The sequence below is a fragment of the Pseudomonas fragi genome (assembly GCF_025426255.1).
GTDB lineage: Bacteria > Pseudomonadota > Gammaproteobacteria > Pseudomonadales > Pseudomonadaceae > Aquipseudomonas > Aquipseudomonas kulmbachensis.
In genome coordinates, this window is the sequence record NZ_CP104861.1 from 598,584 (window position 1) to 615,495 (window position 16,912).

Annotated in this window: 18 protein-coding genes; 13 read left to right on the forward strand and 5 right to left on the reverse strand. The window is 58.7% G+C overall.

Annotation, left to right across the window (positions count from 1 at the left end):
* Positions 1-158: 158 nt before the first annotated feature.
* On the reverse strand, positions 159-827 hold the full coding sequence (locus N7D90_RS02905; protein ID WP_261742362.1) for a DNA-3-methyladenine glycosylase: 669 nt from the start codon (positions 825-827) through the stop codon (positions 159-161).
* 176 nt (positions 828-1,003) lie between these two features.
* Between N7D90_RS02905 and N7D90_RS02910 the strand changes: the two genes are divergently transcribed.
* The 13 genes from N7D90_RS02910 (at position 1,004) to N7D90_RS02970 (ending at position 13,410) form a co-directional block, all read left to right on the forward strand.
* Entirely contained in the window at positions 1,004-2,275 is a 1,272-nt protein-coding gene (locus N7D90_RS02910) for a glutamate-5-semialdehyde dehydrogenase (protein ID WP_261740795.1), read from the forward strand.
* Positions 2,244-2,966, forward strand: coding sequence for a nicotinate-nucleotide adenylyltransferase (gene nadD / locus N7D90_RS02915; RefSeq protein WP_261740796.1), 723 nt, complete (start codon positions 2,244-2,246; stop codon positions 2,964-2,966). The genes N7D90_RS02910 and nadD overlap by 32 nt, the downstream gene beginning before the upstream one ends.
* 71 nt (positions 2,967-3,037) lie before the next feature.
* Positions 3,038-3,532, forward strand: a complete 495-nt coding sequence (rsfS, locus tag N7D90_RS02920) for a ribosome silencing factor (protein ID WP_261740797.1) — start codon at positions 3,038-3,040, stop codon at positions 3,530-3,532.
* Between the two features lie 9 nt (positions 3,533-3,541).
* Positions 3,542-4,009: a 23S rRNA (pseudouridine(1915)-N(3))-methyltransferase RlmH gene (gene rlmH / locus N7D90_RS02925; protein WP_003444191.1), complete on the forward strand. Its 468-nt coding sequence runs from the start codon at positions 3,542-3,544 to the stop codon at positions 4,007-4,009.
* 12 nt (positions 4,010-4,021) lie between these two features.
* A complete protein-coding gene (gene mrdA / locus N7D90_RS02930) occupies positions 4,022-5,917 on the forward strand; it encodes a penicillin-binding protein 2 (protein WP_261740798.1) in 1,896 nt (631 codons plus the stop codon).
* Positions 5,918-5,948: 31 nt separating this feature from the next.
* Positions 5,949-7,052, forward strand: a complete 1,104-nt coding sequence (rodA, locus tag N7D90_RS02935; protein ID WP_261742363.1) for a rod shape-determining protein RodA — start codon at positions 5,949-5,951, stop codon at positions 7,050-7,052.
* A gap of 17 nt (positions 7,053-7,069) precedes the next feature.
* Positions 7,070-8,080: a lytic murein transglycosylase B gene (gene mltB / locus N7D90_RS02940; protein ID WP_261740799.1), complete on the forward strand. Its 1,011-nt coding sequence runs from the start codon at positions 7,070-7,072 to the stop codon at positions 8,078-8,080.
* A complete protein-coding gene (locus N7D90_RS02945) occupies positions 8,080-9,069 on the forward strand; it encodes a septal ring lytic transglycosylase RlpA family protein (protein WP_261740800.1) in 990 nt (329 codons plus the stop codon). The genes mltB and N7D90_RS02945 overlap by 1 nt, the downstream gene beginning before the upstream one ends.
* A gap of 176 nt (positions 9,070-9,245) precedes the next feature.
* Positions 9,246-10,403 carry a D-alanyl-D-alanine carboxypeptidase family protein gene (locus tag N7D90_RS02950; protein WP_261740801.1) on the forward strand — a complete coding sequence of 386 codons (1,158 nt, stop codon included), beginning with the start codon at positions 9,246-9,248 and terminating at the stop codon, positions 10,401-10,403.
* Positions 10,404-10,481: 78 nt separating this feature from the next.
* Entirely contained in the window at positions 10,482-10,757 is a 276-nt protein-coding gene (locus N7D90_RS02955; RefSeq protein WP_261740802.1) for a DUF493 domain-containing protein, read from the forward strand.
* The gene (gene lipB, locus N7D90_RS02960; protein ID WP_261740803.1) at positions 10,757-11,410 is read left to right on the forward strand and encodes a lipoyl(octanoyl) transferase LipB; all 654 of its coding nucleotides are present in this window, start codon (positions 10,757-10,759) and stop codon (positions 11,408-11,410) included. Before N7D90_RS02955 ends, lipB begins: the two co-directional genes overlap by 1 nt.
* Position 11,411: 1 nt before the next feature.
* Positions 11,412-12,452, forward strand: coding sequence for a lipoyl synthase (gene lipA / locus N7D90_RS02965; RefSeq protein ID WP_261740804.1), 1,041 nt, complete (start codon positions 11,412-11,414; stop codon positions 12,450-12,452).
* A gap of 4 nt (positions 12,453-12,456) precedes the next feature.
* Positions 12,457-13,410 (forward strand): LD-carboxypeptidase, encoded by a 954-nt coding sequence (locus N7D90_RS02970; RefSeq protein ID WP_261740805.1) that lies wholly within the window; start codon positions 12,457-12,459, stop codon positions 13,408-13,410.
* 75 nt (positions 13,411-13,485) lie between these two features.
* Here N7D90_RS02970 and N7D90_RS02975 read toward each other — a convergent pair whose 3' ends face one another.
* From N7D90_RS02975 to lptE, 4 genes are all read right to left on the reverse strand, one after another.
* Entirely contained in the window at positions 13,486-14,790 is a 1,305-nt protein-coding gene (locus tag N7D90_RS02975; RefSeq protein ID WP_261740806.1) for a lytic murein transglycosylase, read from the reverse strand.
* Positions 14,791-14,840: 50 nt separating this feature from the next.
* The gene (gene arfA / locus N7D90_RS02980; RefSeq protein WP_003444166.1) at positions 14,841-14,990 is read right to left on the reverse strand and encodes an alternative ribosome rescue factor ArfA; all 150 of its coding nucleotides are present in this window, start codon (positions 14,988-14,990) and stop codon (positions 14,841-14,843) included.
* A 187-nt stretch (positions 14,991-15,177) separates the two neighbouring features.
* Positions 15,178-16,215 carry a DNA polymerase III subunit delta gene (gene holA / locus N7D90_RS02985; protein WP_261740807.1) on the reverse strand — a complete coding sequence of 346 codons (1,038 nt, stop codon included), beginning with the start codon at positions 16,213-16,215 and terminating at the stop codon, positions 15,178-15,180.
* A 42-nt stretch (positions 16,216-16,257) separates the two neighbouring features.
* Complete coding sequence (gene lptE / locus N7D90_RS02990; RefSeq protein WP_261740808.1) at positions 16,258-16,863, reverse strand: LPS assembly lipoprotein LptE; 606 nt, start codon at positions 16,861-16,863, stop codon at positions 16,258-16,260.
* Between the last annotated feature and the right edge of the window lie 49 nt (positions 16,864-16,912).

Below are 16,912 nucleotides of genomic sequence, written 5' to 3' on the forward strand. Positions count from 1 at the left end.
CAATTTCCTTGTTCGCTTTTAAGTTTTTTGTTGGGGTTAGTGTCTTGAAGTGGATCGCTTTTTTTGTGGGAGCGGGCGTGCTCGCGATGGCATCACTGCGGTTTACCAGGCAGACCGCGTCGCCTGCATCGCGAGCAAGCCCGCTCTCACAATAGAGATCATGGGGTTTCCAGAATCAAATAGTCCTGCCCCTCAATCTGCCCACGACGCAGCGGGTTGCGGGTGCAAAAAGCAGCGTAGTCAGCGTCGACAAAGCGGTACATCAAGTGTTCATCTCGCCCGTGGGGGATGCCCAAACGAGTGGTCTGGATGATCCGCGAAGGTTGTTCTCTGACGTCGTCGACCCATAAACGTTCGGGGTCGAAACATTTGGCATCCCAATCGCGCACTTTCAGGCCCAGCGCCTTGCACAGCAAGGTTTGCCCAGCACAGAGCTTTTGCTCGGTTCGCGGCTGGCCTTGGGCATCGGGGTTGTTGCGTTGCATCTGCGCCAGGCTGTCGGGGCCCGACAGATCATCGAGCCACGGGTAAGCCGACTTGATCAGTACAGCATTGCCGGGCCCGTGAGCACTGAAATTCAGCGAGTCGCCGCCACGGGCGTAATACATATAGATGTGCCCGCCATCGAGAAACAGCGCTTTGCGCTTCTGCGTGAAGCCCAGCGAGGCATGGCTGCCCTTGTCGGCGATGTAATAGGCTTCGGTTTCGATTATTCGTGCGCTGAGCCACAGACCGTTGACCCGATGCCGAATGACCTTGCCCAGCAGATCGCGGGCAAGAAGTTGGGCATCGCGGTCGAAAAAGGCATCAGGCAGCATCATTGGCATTTTCAGGGCGGTCAGTGGATAGCTGAAAAGTGGCAGATCATAGCAAGTCATGCTTAATCGGGGCTGAACGCAGTGTATTTACTGCCCATTTCGACCATCCGCCTGCCACCGCTGTGCGTGAGGCGGCGGGACCGCTATAATCGGCCGCTTTCCTCCCTGCCAAGACCTTTGAGACCATGACTGAGTCCGTTCTTGACTACATGACCCGCTTGGGTCGCGCTGCTCGCGAAGCCTCCCGCGTGATTGGCCGTGCTAGTACGGCGCAGAAGAACCGTGCCCTGCACAGTGCTGCTGCGGCATTGGATGCCGCTCGTCTGGAGTTGGTTGCTGCCAACGAACTGGACTTGGCCGCTGGCCGAGCCAGCGGCCTTGAGCCTGCGATGCTGGAGCGTCTGGCGCTGACCCCTGCACGCATCGACAGTATGATTGTCGGTTTGCGTCAGGTGGCAAGCTTGCCAGACCCCGTCGGCGCAATCCGCGACATGAGCTACCGTCCTTCGGGTATTCAGGTAGGCAAGATGCGCGTGCCGTTGGGTGTAGTCGGAATCATTTATGAGTCGCGTCCGAACGTGACCATCGATGCGGCCAGTCTGTGCTTGAAGTCAGGTAATGCGACCATCCTGCGTGGTGGCTCCGAGGCGATTCACTCCAACCGAGCCATTGCGGTCTGCATTCAACGCGGCCTGGCCGAGGCCGGGCTGCCACCAGCCGTGGTGCAAGTGGTTGAAGTGACCGATCGCGCCGCTGTTGGCGCGCTGATCACCATGCCCGAGTACGTTGATGTGATCGTGCCTCGGGGCGGCAAAGGCCTGATCGAGCGCGTCAGCCGTGACGCCAAGGTGCCGGTGATCAAGCATCTGGACGGTATTTGCCATGTGTACGTCAGTGCCCAGGCCGATCTGGCCAAGGCTCAGCGTATTGCGTTCAATGCCAAGACCTACCGCTACGGGATCTGCGGGGCGATGGAAACCCTACTGGTGGATCAGGCAGTTGCAGCCCGGTTTTTGCCGGCGATGGCTGAACAATTTCGCGCCAAGGGCGTCGAATTGCGCGGTTGTGAGCGCACTCAGGCGCTGATTGACGTAGTTGCAGCGACTGAAGAAGACTGGAACACCGAGTACCTGGACGCTATTTTGTCGATTCGCATTGTCGATGGGCTGGACCAGGCGATTGAACACATCAATCATTATGGCTCCCACCATACTGACTCGATCGTGACCGAACATCAGGGGGATGCCCGGCGTTTTATGGCCGAAGTGGACTCCAGTTCCGTGATGCTCAACACACCAACCTGCTTTGCCGATGGATTTGAATACGGATTGGGTGCGGAGATTGGCATTTCTACTGATAAGCTGCACGCCCGCGGCCCGGTGGGTCTCGAAGGTCTGACCTGCGAGAAGTACATTGTGGTCGGTGATGGCCAGTTGCGCGGTCAGGAGCCGGTTTGACTTGGTCAACCTTAAAGCGTCAGTGCTGGCACCGATAATCGAAGCGTTACCCCGGCGCATTGGCGTACTGGGCGGAACCTTCGATCCGGTGCATATCGGGCATTTGCGTGGCGGGCTTGAAGTGGCTGAAATGATGGGGCTCGACGAGCTGCGTCTGACACCCAACGCCAGGCCGCCCCACCGCGACACGCCCCAGGTGTCAGCCCACGACCGTTTGGCGATGGTTGAGTGCGCTGTCGCAGGAGTGGCTACGCTGGTGGTGGACGCCCGGGAGCTGCAACGGGACAAGCCGTCTTACACGATCGATACGCTGGAACTGATGCGGGCCGAGATGGCCGCGGATGACCAGTTGTTTTTACTGTTGGGTTGGGACGCTTTTTGCGGCCTGCCCACGTGGCATCGCTGGGAAGAGTTGCTCCAGCATTGCCATATCCTGGTGCTACAGCGCCCGGATGCCGACAGCGAACCGCCGGATGCCTTGCGCAACCTGCTGGCAGCGCGCTCGGTAAGCGACCCGCTGGCCCTGAAGGGGGCAAGCGGACAGATTGCATTCGTTTGGCAGACGCCGCTCGCGGTATCAGCCACCCAGATCCGTCAACTGCTGGCCAGCGGTAAGTCGGTACGTTTCCTGGTGCCCGACGCGGTCCTGGCCTACATCGATGCGCACGGGCTTTACCGTGCGTCGAACTAAAAAGGGTGTGTTTCAAGGCGCGAATTGACGTGTATTGAAACACCCGAACATACGAGCAAAACGAGTTTTATATGACTGACAAAGATGTAAGCAAAGTAAAGCGCAAAGGCACATTCAAAAGCGCCCCGCTGCCAGAAAAAACCTTCAACGGCGAGCCTCTCAAGGGCGAAGAGCTGGTCAAGATCGCTGTAGCTGCTCTGGAAGACGTCAAGGCCCAGGACATTCAGGTTATCGACGTTCGTGACAAGCACAGCATCACTGACTTCATGATCATCGCTACCGGTACGTCCAACCGTCAGATCGGCGCGATGCTCGACAAGATCCGCGAAGCGGTCAAGGCTCTGGGCGTCAAGCCTTTGGGCGAAGAAGGCAAGGGCGACAGCGACTGGGTTCTGTTGGACATGGACGACGTGATCGTTCACATGATGACCGCCAGCGCTCGTCAGTTCTACGACCTGGAGCGTCTGTGGGCCGGTGCTGAGCAAAGCCGTGCAGGCAGCGCTGCTCACCACAGCCCGGAAAACACCCATGAGCATTTTCTGAAGCTCAACAAAGACCAAGAGTAAGGGTTCGCTGTGCGCCTGCGTTTGATCGCTGTCGGTTCGCGCATGCCTAAATGGGTGGAAGAAGGCTGGCATGAGTATGCCAAGCGTCTGCCATCCGAACTGGCTCTCGAACTGGTGGAAATACCGCTCAATACCCGTGGCAAGAATGCCGACGTGGCTCGCTTCATCCGTCAGGAAGGCGAGGCCATGCTGGCCAAGGTCGGCCCGGGTGAGCGGATCGTCACCCTCGAAGTGCACGGCAAGCCGTGGAGTACCGAGCAACTGGCGGTTGAACTCGACCGCTGGCGCCTGGATTCGCGAACGGTGAACTTTATGGTCGGCGGCCCGGAAGGGCTGGCGCCGGAAGTCTGCGCCCGCGCTGATCAGCGCTGGTCGCTGTCGCCGTTGACGTTGCCGCACCCGTTGGTAAGGATTCTGATCGGTGAGCAGTTGTACCGCGCCTGGACAGTGTTGTCCGGGCACCCTTACCACAAATAGTCAGCGTCCTGAATGTCTCAGCCGATTCGCCTTAAAGACCACGAGAAAGACGCACGCCTTGTGCGTAGCCGAGTCGTGGTCGGCGCAATTGTCGTTGTAGCGCTCATTTGCGCGTTGATTGTGCGGCTGTACTATCTGCAGGTGGTGCAGTACGAATACCACTCCACCTTGTCAGAAAACAACCGGGTGCATGTGCGGCCGCTTCCTCCTCCCCGCGGCCTGATTTTTGACCGCAATGGTGTGGTTATCGCGGACAACCGGCCCAGCTTTAGCCTGACCATGACCCGTGAGCGTTCAAAGGGCTGGCAGCAGGAACTCGACGTTGTTGTCGAGATACTGGAGCTCACGCCTGAAGATCGCGCCCTGTTTGAAAAGCGCATGAAGCAGGGGCGGCGGCCATTTGAGGCCGTGCCCATCCTGTTTGAGCTCAACGAAGAACAGATCGCCCGGATTGCCGTGAACCAGTTCCGCCTGCCCGGGGTTGAGGTGGACGCGCAGTTAGTGCGTCATTACCCGCAGGGCGCGCATTTTGCGCACTCGGTGGGCTATATGGGGCGGATCAACGAGAAAGAGCTTAAAACCCTCGATCCGGTCAGTTACAGCGGCACCCACCATATTGGCAAAACCGGCATCGAGCGTTTCTACGAAGCCGAGCTGCACGGTCAGGTGGGTTACGAAGAAGTCGAAACCAATGCCCGCGGTCGCGTGTTGCGAGTACTTAAGCGCACAGACCCGATCCCCGGCAAAGACATCGTGCTCAGCCTCGATATCAAGCTGCAGGAGGCTGCCGAAGAAGCCCTTGCCGGGCGTCGTGGCGCGGTGGTCGCACTCAACCCGCTGACGGGCGAAGTGCTGGCCATGGTCAGCCAGCCGAGCTTCGACCCTAACCTGTTTGTGACCGGTATCAGCTTCAAGGCTTATGCAGAGCTGCGCGATTCGATTGATCGACCGTTGTTCAACCGCATCTTGCGCGGTCTGTATCCTCCGGGCTCGACCATCAAGCCCGCAGTGGCGATTGCAGGCCTGGACAGCGGCGTGATCAGCGGCGCAACGCGGGTTTATGACCCCGGCTATTACCAGTTGCCCAATTACGATCACAAATACCGTAACTGGAACCGCACGGGTGATGGCTACGTCGATCTGGATACCGCAATCATGCGCTCCAACGACACTTATTTTTACGATCTGGCCCACAAGCTGGGTATTGATCGCCTGTCTTCCTACATGAACCAGTTTGGAATTGGCCAGAAAGTCTCCCTCGACATGTTCGAAGAGTCTGCCGGGCTTATGCCGTCCCGTGAGTGGAAGCGTGCAACCCGGCGCCAGGCCTGGTTCCCGGGTGAGACGCTGATTCTGGGGATCGGTCAGGGCTATATGCAGTCCACGCCTTTGCAGCTGGCCCAAGCCACGGCGCTGATTGCCAGCAAGGGCAAGTGGATCCGTCCGCATCTGGCCAAGACCATCGAGGGCGTGCCGCCGGTCGATCCGAACCCGATGCCCGATATCGTCCTGCGTGACCCGTCCAATTGGGCCAAGGTCACTCACGGCATGCAGCAAGTGGTGCATGGCGCACGCGGTACGGCGCGGGTTGCGGGCGTTGGCGCGCAATACCTGATTGCTGGCAAGAGTGGTACGGCGCAGGTGGTGGCGATCAAACAGGGCGAAAAATACGACCGTTCCAAGGTTCAGGAACGTCATCGTGACCATGCCCTGTTCGTTGGCTTTGCTCCGGCCAATAACCCGCAAATTGCTGTCTCGGTCATGATTGAAAACGGCGAAGCCGGCAGTCGAGTGGCGTCGCCGGTGGTGCGTTCGGTCATGGACGCCTGGTTGCTGGGTGCAGACGGCAAACTCAAACCCGAGTACGGCGGTCCCGTAAAGGCAGAGGTTACGGCCAATGATCAGTAATTTTGACCGCATCCTCTCCAGTGAGGACGTGATGCGTCGCCGTGCCACGCTACTTCAGCGCTTGCATATCGATGGCCCGCTGCTGATTTTGCTCCTGACCCTGGCGGCTGGCAGTTTGTTTGTGCTGTATTCGGCCAGCGGCAAAAGCTGGGATTTGCTGAGCAAACAGGCGACTTCATTCGGCATCGGGCTGGTGTCGATGTTTATCATCGCCCAGCTGGAGCCGCGCTTTATGGCACGCTGGGTGCCGATTGGCTACTTGATCGGGGTCATGTTGCTGGTGGTGGTGGACGTCATGGGCCACAACGCCATGGGGGCAACGCGCTGGATCAACATTCCGGGGGTTATTCGCTTCCAACCCTCGGAATTCATGAAAATCCTCATGCCGGCGACGATTGCCTGGTATCTGTCCAAGCGCACCTTGCCGCCGCAACTCAAGCATGTGGCGGTTAGCCTGATGCTGATCGGGGTACCCTTTGCCCTGATCGTGCGCCAGCCCGACCTGGGTACGGCCTTGCTGGTACTGGCGGGTGGCGCGTTTGTACTGTTTATGGGCGGGTTGCGCTGGCGCTGGATCCTCAGCGTGCTGGCAGCGACAGTGCCGGTGGCGATTGCCATGTGGATGTTCGTGATGCACGACTACCAGAAGCAGCGCGTACTGACCTTCCTCGACCCTGAAAGCGATCCGCTGGGCACCGGTTGGAACATCATCCAGTCCAAGGCCGCCATCGGCTCGGGCGGGGTATTTGGTAAAGGCTGGTTGCTGGGCACCCAGTCGCACCTGGACTTTCTGCCTGAAAGCCACACCGACTTCATTATTGCGGTAATGGGCGAAGAGTTCGGGTTGGTAGGTATTTGCGCACTGCTGCTGATTTACCTGCTGTTGATTGGTCGTGGCCTGGTGATTACCGCCCAGGCGCAGACCCTGTTCGGAAAATTGCTGGCTGGCAGCCTGACCATGACGTTTTTTGTTTATGTTTTCGTCAACATCGGTATGGTCAGTGGCTTGTTACCGGTGGTGGGCGTGCCATTGCCATTTATCAGTTACGGCGGCACTTCGCTCGTGACGCTGTTGTCAGCGTTTGGGGTTTTGATGTCGATTCACACACATCGCAAGTGGATCGCACAAGTTTGATTAAGGTGAACAATTCAATGCAAGCAATGCGTGGCTGGGCCGCTCGATACGCGTCATGGGTGGGCCTGCTGGGTCTGTTCGGGGCAGCGCAGAGTGCGGTGGCCGGCGACTACGAAGGCTCGCCCCAGGTGGCTGAGTTCGTAGGTGAAATGACCCGCGATTATGGGTTTGCCGGTGAGCAGTTGATGGGCGTTTTCCGTGAGGCGGAACGCAAGCAGAGCATCCTCGATGCGATCTCGCGCCCGGCTGAGCGTGTCAAACAGTGGAAAGAGTACGGTCCGATGTTCCTCACCGACGCCCGGGTTGCCCGCGGTGTCGACTTTTGGCGTGAACACGAAGCCGTGCTGGCTCGTGCCGAGCAGGAATACGGAGTCCCGGCCCAGGTGATTGTGTCGATCATCGGCGTCGAAACCTTTTATGGGCGCAATACCGGTAACTACCGGGTGATCGATGCACTGTCGACCCTGGGTTTTGATTACCCGCCGCGTGCCGAGTTTTTCCGCAAGGAGTTGCGAGAGTTTCTGCTGCTGACCCGCGAAGAGCAGGTTGACCCGCTGACGCTCAAAGGCTCCTATGCCGGTGCGATGGGTTTGCCGCAGTTCATGCCGAGCAGCTTCCGTGCCTATGCCGTGGATTTCGACGGTGACGGCCACATCAATATCTGGAGCAACCCAGACGATGCCATTGGCAGCGTTGCCAGCTACTTCAAGCGTCATGGCTGGGTAGCCGGTGAGCCGGTAGTAATACGGGCTGATGTGACGGGCGATCGGGCCGATGAAGGCTTGACCCAGGGCATCGAGCCGGTCAAAACAGTCGGGGAGTTGCGAGCGCTGGGCTGGTCGAGTCATGATGCGCTGCGCGACGACATGCCGGTTACGGCATTCCGTCTTGAAGGCGCCAATGGCCCTGAATACTGGATGGGCCTGAAGAACTTTTATGCGATCACGCGCTATAACAGAAGCGTGATGTACGCCATGGCAGTGCATCAACTGTCCGACCTGCTGGTTCAAGCACGGGGCAACAAGTAATGCCGTTTTTAGCGATTCGCACACCTTTGAAACTCGCTGCCTGCGCCGCTATCGCGCTGCTGGTGGTGAGCTGCTCCAGCAGTCGCTCGAGCAACCCGCAGACATCAAGTGGCGTCAGTTCCAAGCCGGGCCTGGACATCAACCGCGCGCACAAGGACGGCGCGCCGTGGTGGGATGTCGACGTATCGCGTATCCCCGATGCCACGCCGACCCTGCACAGCGGTCCCTACAAGGCTGCGCCGTACTCGGTGCTGGGCAAGACCTACTTCCCGATGCAAGAGTCCAAGACCTATGTCGCCTCTGGCACTGCGTCCTGGTACGGCACCAAGTTCCACGGGCAGAACACCGCCAATGGCGAGGTCTATGACCTGTATGGCATGAGCGCGGCACACAAGACCCTGCCGCTGCCCAGCTACGTCAAGGTGACCAATCTCGACAACGGCAAGGCTGTGGTTTTGCGGGTTAACGATCGTGGCCCGTTTTATTCGGACCGTATTATCGATCTGTCCTACGCTGCCGCCAAAAAACTCGGTTATGCCGAAACTGGCACGGCGCGGGTCAAGGTTGAAGGCATTGATCCTCAAGCCTGGTGGGCCCAGCGTGGTCGCCCGGCACCCTTGATGCTCAATGAGCCGAAAATGGCCCAGAACACCGCTCCGACCGTGTCGACCGGCAAGGTGGAACAATGGACGCCGCCAGCCCAGCAGCATGCCGCCGATGTCGTGCCTGTTACCCCGATGGTCAAGGGCCAGGGTACGTATTTGCAGGTAGGCGCCTTTGCCAATCCTGACGCTGCCGAGTTGCTTCGTTCCAAGCTCAGTGGCATGGTCAGCGCTCCTGTATTTATCAGCTCGATTGTGCGCAATCAGCAGACCTTGCACCGCGTGCGTCTGGGGCCTATCGCCTCGGCAGGCGAGGTGACACAAATGCAAAACAGCGTGCGTCTGGCCAATTTGGGCCAGCCAAGCGTTGTGACGTCGGATCAGTAACACCGATCAAAGCGTTGGGCCAGGAGTGTTCCAGGCCCAAACGCAGTTGTAGAGGTCAAGAATAAAAGCCCTTCGAGGGGCCAGGCTTGCAACTGAATACGCGGCAGCCAGTCAAAGGACTGCCTGTACAGTTTTGCCCGTGAGGGTAAGTTTCCATTAACAACTTCGAGAGACGGATGAACATCACCACCTTTGCCAAACGCCTGTGCCTGCTTGTACCGCTGATCGTAACGCCTGCCGCCTGGGCAGTCGAAATGATGCCGTCGCCACCACAACTTGCAGCCAAGTCCTATGTTCTGATGGATGCCAGCAGCGGTAACGTGCTGGTTGAGAACAACGGTGACCAGCGTCTGCCGCCAGCCAGCCTGACCAAGCTGATGACTGCTTACATCGCGACCCTGGAAATCCGTCGTGGACAGATCGGCGAAAACGATCCGGTAACTGTCAGCGAAAACGCATGGCGTACCGGTGGTTCGCGGATGTTCATCAAGGTCGGCACTCAAGTGTCGGTCAGCGACCTGCTGCACGGGATCATCATTCAGTCGGGTAACGACGCCAGCGTTGCCTTGTCCGAGCACATTGCCGGCAGCGAAGACGCATTTGCCGACATCATGAACAAAACGGCGGGCGAGTTGGGCATGTCCAACAGCCACTTCATGAACCCGACTGGTCTGCCGAACCCGGATCACTACTCGTCGGCTCACGACATGTCGTTGCTGGCTCGCGCCATCATTCATGAAGACCCGACTCACTACGCGATCTACTCGCAGAAAGAGTTCTTCTGGAACGGCATCAAGCAGCCTAACCGCAACCTGTTGCTGTGGCGTGACAAGACCGTTGACGGTCTGAAAACCGGTCACACCGACGAAGCTGGTTACTGCATGGTGTCTTCGGCTGTACGTGATGGCATGCGCCTGATCGCCGTGGTGTTCGGCACCAACAGCGAAGTGGCCCGTGCTGCCGAGACCCAGAAGCTGCTGACCTACGGTTTCCGCTTCTTCGAAACCCAGACCTTCTACCAGAAGGGCGTAGAACTGGCTCAGGCGCCAGTCTGGAAAGGCACGACCAACCAGGTTAAAGCCGGTCTGGCCGAAGACTTGACCATGACCCTGCCTAAAGGCCAATTGAAAAAGCTGGCTGCAAGCATGACCATGAACCCGCAACTGATGGCCCCTATCGCCAAAGGCGATGTGATTGGCAAGGTTGAGGTCAAGCTCGATGACAAGGTTGTGCACAGCGCTGACCTGATCGCACTTGAACCCGTTGAGGAAGGTGGTATTTTCCGACGCGTTTGGGACAGCATCCGTCTATTCTTTTACGGGCTGTTCAACTGATTTCATCCACCAGTGTGACCCCGCGCCCACCCTGCGCGGGGCACGTTTGTAGCTCAGGGCTTACGAGGCCGTTACGCCATGACCGATACCGAAGTAAAGGCGCCAAAGATCGAATTTCCTAACGTTGACTACCCGGTTAAGGTGATCAGCGATACAGGCGTGGGTAACAAGGACAAGATCATCGACATCGTCAAGAAACACGCGACGATCAATCATGACCGTGTTGACGAGCGCCAAAGCAGTAACGGCAAATACACGACGATCCAGTTGCACATCGTGGCAACTGATCAGGACCAGCTTTACAACATCAACAGCGATCTGCGAGCCACCGGCTTCGTGCATATGGTGTTGTGATGTTGCAGGCCTTGGGTATTCGCGAGCTGGGTTTGCTTGACTACGAGCGCAGCTGGCTGGCGATGCAGCGGTTTACCGATGAGCGCAAACTTGACCCGGACACGCCAGACGAAGTCTGGCTGGTGCAGCACCCACCGGTGTTTACCCAAGGCCAGGCAGGCAAGGCCGAGCATCTGTTGCTACCGGGTGATATCCCGGTAATCAAGTCGGATCGCGGTGGTCAGGTGACCTATCACGGTCCTGGCCAGTTGGTCGCTTACCTGATGCTCGACGTACGCCGGCTGGGCTATGGTGTACGTGAGCTGGTAACGCGGATGGAACAGTGCCTGATCGACCTGCTCGCCAGTTATGGCGTGAGCGCTGCAGCCAAGGCCGATGCGCCTGGGGTGTATGTTGATGGCGCGAAAATAGCCTCTCTGGGGCTGCGGATACGTAATGGCTGCTCCTTCCACGGTCTGGCCCTGAATGTGGACATGGACCTGGAACCGTTTCGACGGATTAACCCCTGTGGTTACGCGGGGCTGGCGATGACCCAGCTGCGTGACCATGCAGGGCCGATTGAATTTGCCGAGGTAGGTGCCCGGCTGCGTGCGCAGCTCGTCAAACACCTCGACTATGCTGAGCAGACGACCCTGACGGGCGGAATCGACTGATATGACTACTGCGCAAGACGCTGTTCAAACCCTGATCCCGACGCTGGACATCTCAGAACGTGCAGCCCGCGCAAGCGAGGCCCGTTCCAAAGTTGAGACCGGCGTCAAATTGCGCGGTGCCGAAAAGGTTGCGCGTATCCCGGTCAAGATCATTCCGACCACCGAGCTGCCGAAGAAGCCTGACTGGATTCGTGTGCGCATCCCGGTTTCGCCTGAGGTCGACCGCATCAAGTCATTGCTGCGCAAGCACAAGCTGCACAGCGTGTGCGAAGAAGCTTCCTGCCCGAACCTGGGCGAGTGCTTCTCGGGCGGCACTGCGACGTTCATGATCATGGGCGATATCTGCACCCGTCGCTGCCCGTTCTGCGACGTGGGTCACGGCCGACCGAAGCCTCTGGACGTCAACGAGCCACAAAGCCTGGCAGTTGCCATTGCTGACCTGCGCTTGAAGTACGTAGTGATCACCTCGGTTGACCGCGACGACCTGCGTGATGGCGGCGCTCAGCACTTTGCCGACTGCATCCGCGAGATCCGCAAGCTGTCGCCGGGCGTGCTCCTCGAAACCCTGGTTCCGGACTACCGTGGTCGCATGGACGTTGCGCTGGAAATCACCGCAGCCGAGCCACCGGACGTGTTCAACCATAACCTCGAAACCGTGCCGCGCCTGTACAAGGCTGCGCGTCCTGGTTCCGACTATCAGTGGTCGCTGACCTTGCTGCAGCGCTTCAAGCAGATGATGCCGCACATCCCGACCAAATCCGGCCTGATGCTGGGTCTGGGCGAGACGGACGAAGAAGTGATCGAAGTAATGAAGCGCATGCGTGAGCACGACATCGATATGCTGACCCTGGGCCAGTACTTGCAGCCGTCGCGTAGCCACTTGCCGGTACAGCGTTTCGTACACCCGGACGTGTTTGCCTGGTTCGCCGAGGAAGGCTACAAAATGGGCTTCAAAAACGTGGCATCGGGCCCGCTGGTACGTTCTTCGTACCACGCCGATGAGCAAGCCAAGCTGGTCAAATCCATGCTGGTGAGTGCTTGATTCCATGAACAGCCGGCTCACCGCGCACGTGTCTTTCAAGGCTCACAGCGCGGTGCCCGCGTTGCCCGCTGGCGGGGTGATCGCACTGATCGCCCCGGCAGGTCCCGCCGAACTTGATCTGAACCTCGCTACCCAATGGGTGCAGGCTCGTGGCTATCAGCTACGGGTTTTTCCAGGCGTGTGGGAAAAAGATGGCTATCTCGCAGGCTCCGATGCGGTGCGTTTACGCGACCTGCACGCTGCCTTTGCTGATGACAATATTGATGCGATTTTCTGTTTGCGCGGCGGCTATGGCTCCCCGCGTCTGCTGGATGGTATCGATTTTGAGCTTCTGCGCCGTCATCCCAAGCCATTTGTGGGTTACAGCGATATCACCGCGTTGCATCTGGCGATCACCCGTTACGCGGGCTTTGTGACCTTTCACGGGCCGATGCTTAACGCTGATCTGTTGGGCAATAAACAGCCGCCGACCGAGTCTTCACTGCTACGTATGCTCAGTGGGCAGCAATCGCCCGTCCTGGAGCATCCAGCTGCCTACCCGTTAACGACCATTGCCCCGGGCTGCGCCAGCGGGCGTTTGCTGGGCGGTAACCTGTCGATGATCTGCGCCGCTATGGGGACCGCGTTCGAGCTGGATGGCGAGGACATCGTTCTCTTTATCGAAGACGTCAACGAGCCGCTGTACCGGGTTGACCGCCTGCTCACGCATTTGCGGTTGGCAGGCAAGCTCAACAGGTTGCGCGGGGTTTTGGTGGGGGATGTGGCAGGCGTTGATGTTCAGGCGCTTGAGCGGTTGCTTGCACGGGAGCTGGGCACGCTTGGCATTCCTGTGTTGGCGGGATGGCGCAGCGGGCATTGCGACCCGAACCTGACATTGCCGATGGGCGCTCAGGTGCGCCTCGATGCGGACAAGCAGCAGTTGGTGCTTGAGCAGGCGGTATTAACAGCTGTGGGCTAATCCTGTGGGAGCGAGCCTGCTCGCGAACAGCCGTCGTAATCCGTTCGCGAGCAGGCTCGCTCCCACATCTGCTAGCTAGTTGCTACGCAAACTTTCCAGCAACTTATGACTCGGGTAGCCATCTGCAGGCCAACCCATGGCTTGCTGCGCGCTGCGGATCGCTTTGCGGGTGTTGGCGCCGATGATGCCGTCAGCATTGCCCGCATCGTAATTGCGTTGGCTGAGCAGTGTTTGCAGTTCAACGCGTTCGGAGCGGCTCAATGGTCGGTCATCTTTTGGCCAGTCGGCCAGAATGGTTCCGCCACCGTTGAAGCGTTGCGACAGCAAACCTACGGCCAGAGCGTAGGACGATGAGTTGTTGTAGCGAAGGATGGCGCGGAAGTTATCCAGTACCAGGAACGCCGGGCCACGATAACCCGCAGGCAGGAGCAGGGTAGCGCTCAATTGATCCGAGCCGGCTGAGCTGGCAGGTAGGGTGACCCCCAGTTTTTGCCATTCACTTACGCTTTTTTTCACCGCACCATCGGCCAGCGCGTAGTCAAAACCGGCAGGCAGTGTGACTTCGAAGCCCCACGGCTGACCTTGTTTCCAGCCCGAGCTTTGCAAGTAATGCGCAGTCGAGGCCAAGGCGTCGGCCGAGCTGTTCCAGATATCCCGACGACCATCGCCATCGAAATCCACGGCGTGGGTTTCATAGGTGGTGGGGATGAACTGGGTCTGGCCCATTGCGCCCGCCCAGGAACCGAGCATTTTCTCGGGGCTTATATCGCCTTGCTGAATGATCTTCAGCGCTGCGATCAATTGGCTCTGGGCAAACTCAGGGCGCCGCCCTTCGTAGGCCAGGGTGGCCAGCGAACGAATGACGGACTTGTTGCCCTGGAACGTACCGAAGTTGCTCTCCATGCCCCATACCGAAACCAGGGCCTGGCGATCGACGCCGTAACGCTGCTCGATGCGGCTTAGCAGCTCGGCATTTTGCTCCAGCAAACGCTGACCGTTACGCACACGCAAAGGCGACAGCGCGCCGTCGAGATACTCCCAGACAGGGCGGCTGAATTCAGGTTGGCTGCGATCTGCCTTGATCACACTCATATCGGGCGTGATGTCAGCAAAGGCGTTATCGAATACCAGCGGGCTGATTCCGGCGGCAAGTGCCTGCGCGCGGAAGTTGGCCTGCCACTCGCTGAAACTCTGTGCGGGCTGAACAAAGGGGATATCGGTACCTGGCGCGATAGTGGTCACCGCAGGGGCGGGAGGCGTCACAGGCAGGGGCTGAGCATCGGCTGCGGTAGGTTTCTCTGCGCAGGCGACTAGAAGGATGACGCTGGAAGCAGCGATCAGTTGGCGCATCGGCCAACCACGTTTATGACTTAAGGGCATGCGCAGGTCCAGGTAATGCAAATCAGATGCAGACCTTATCATCCCCGCTGTCAGGCAGCCAGAAAGTAAAAAGCCTCCCGGTCTCTCGACTGGAAGGCTTCGCGGCGGTAGCTGCCTTTGCCTTTGGCGGGGCGTTCCTGGCGGCTGCGGAACAGGGGTTGGGCAACAATGGATTTGGCCTTGTTGGGGCGCTTGCTCATGGCATTTGCTCTCACTGGGTTTAAACAAGCACAAATCATCGGCCAGATTTTTTGCATTGTCCAGCCCGACGGCATAACCCTCTGTTGCCGCTGCCGAAGGCTGCGATATGGGCCGCTGGCCCATCAATAAGCAGGCTCGCTCCCACTGGGGCTTGACCTGGAACAGAGTATCTACAAGGTTTTGCCTTTATTGCGCAGGCAAATTCAGCCGTTGCCCACACATCAACAGGGCGAGACGGCCCAGGCTGCTCCAGGCCGAACCCGCTGCCTGACCCTTGATTTGCGCATCGACATGTTGCGCATCCAGAAGCAATTGTGCCCAGCGTTGTGCCGAGTAACGCTGCAAGGCTTTGCTCATCAGTGGCTTGCGCTTGTCCCACACCGGTGGGCGTGCCTGGCTGAAAGCCTTGTCCAGCGGAATGCCTTGGCTGTATTGCAATGCAATATTGGCCAGCACCCGCAGCTCGCGTGCCAGTGCCCACAAGATTACCGGAGGCTCAACGCCTTCGCCGCGCAGGCCTTCAAGTATGCGCAAGGCGTGGGCAGCTTCGCCGTTGAGCACGGCATCCACCAGGCCAAACACGTCAAAACGCGCACTATCGGCTACCGCCGCTTGCACTGTTTCAACCGTGATTTGGCCCTCTTCGGCCATTAACTTGAGCTTTTCGATTTCTTGCGCAGCGGCCAGCAGGTTGCCTTCGACCCTTGCGGCAATCAGTTCAACGGCGTCTTGGCTGGCTGACAAGCCAGCTTGAGACAAGCGCTGGCGAATCCATTGTGGCAACTGGTTGGCGTCCACTGGCCAGATCTGCACGAACTGGGTCTGTGGCCCTTCGATAAGCGCCTTGCCCCATTTGGTCTTCTGCGCGCTGCCATCAAGCTTGGGCAGGCTGATCAGCAGCAAGGTGTCTTCGGCCGGGCGTGAGCAGTATTCGATCAGTGCTGCCGCGCCCTTGTCGCCGGGCTTGCCCGATGGCAAGCGCAGTTCCAGCAGGCGCTTTTCGGCAAACAGCGACATGCTGGCGCCCGCTTGCAGCAACGTGCCCCAGTCAAAACTGGCATCGGCGCTGAAGACCTGGCGTTCGTCGAAACCTTGCTGGCGTGCAGTACTGCGAATGGCGTCGGCAGCTTCCTGGCACAGCAACGGGTCATCGCCGCTGATGATGTAGACAGGCGAAAGATTGCCTTGCAGATGCTTGGCGAGTTGAGCGGGGGCGAGTTTCATAGGGCTATAACGATAGCGGGGCGCTTGAGCGCCCCGTATGCCTTACTGGTTTTGCAGTTCAAGTGGCGACTGTTGAGGAGTTTCCTCTTGAGCCTTGCGTGCAGCTTCAATGGCATCGGCTTCAGCCTTGGCCTTCGCATCTGCGAGCTCTTGCAGTTTTTCCAGCTTGGCCGGGGTCAGTTGCTCCAGGCGCATGACCAGTTGCTGAATGAGGTCGCGACGCATCTCTTTGCGGATCAGCAGGCTTTCCTGGTTGGCGCCAGCAATGTTGCTGCCGTCCTCCATGACAACTTTTTGCGCCTCAACTCGGTCGTTCAGTAGCGGCAAGTTGTTCTGGCCACGTACTTCATAGCTCACTACGTTGGTCAGTTGATACTCGACGGTGCCACCGTTGCCGGAGTAGGTGGCAGCGCGCTGAGTTTCTTTCTCGTTGGTCAAGATCAGTTTGTATGGCGCATTGGCGGTGAGTTTTACACCGCTGTTTTCCAGTACCTGACGCAGCTGGCGCACGGTATCGCCATAGGCGTTGCGAGCGCTGACGTTGAGTTCGGTGATCGTCAGCTGGTTGGTGCCGGTGCCGCGCAGCTGGAAGCCGCAGGCGCTCAACAAAATTGCGAGACCCATCACCAGCAAGTTGCGTTTGATCATGTGTTGCTCCCCTTGAAACCAGATAGGCCGACTAAGCGGCCCTGAAGGT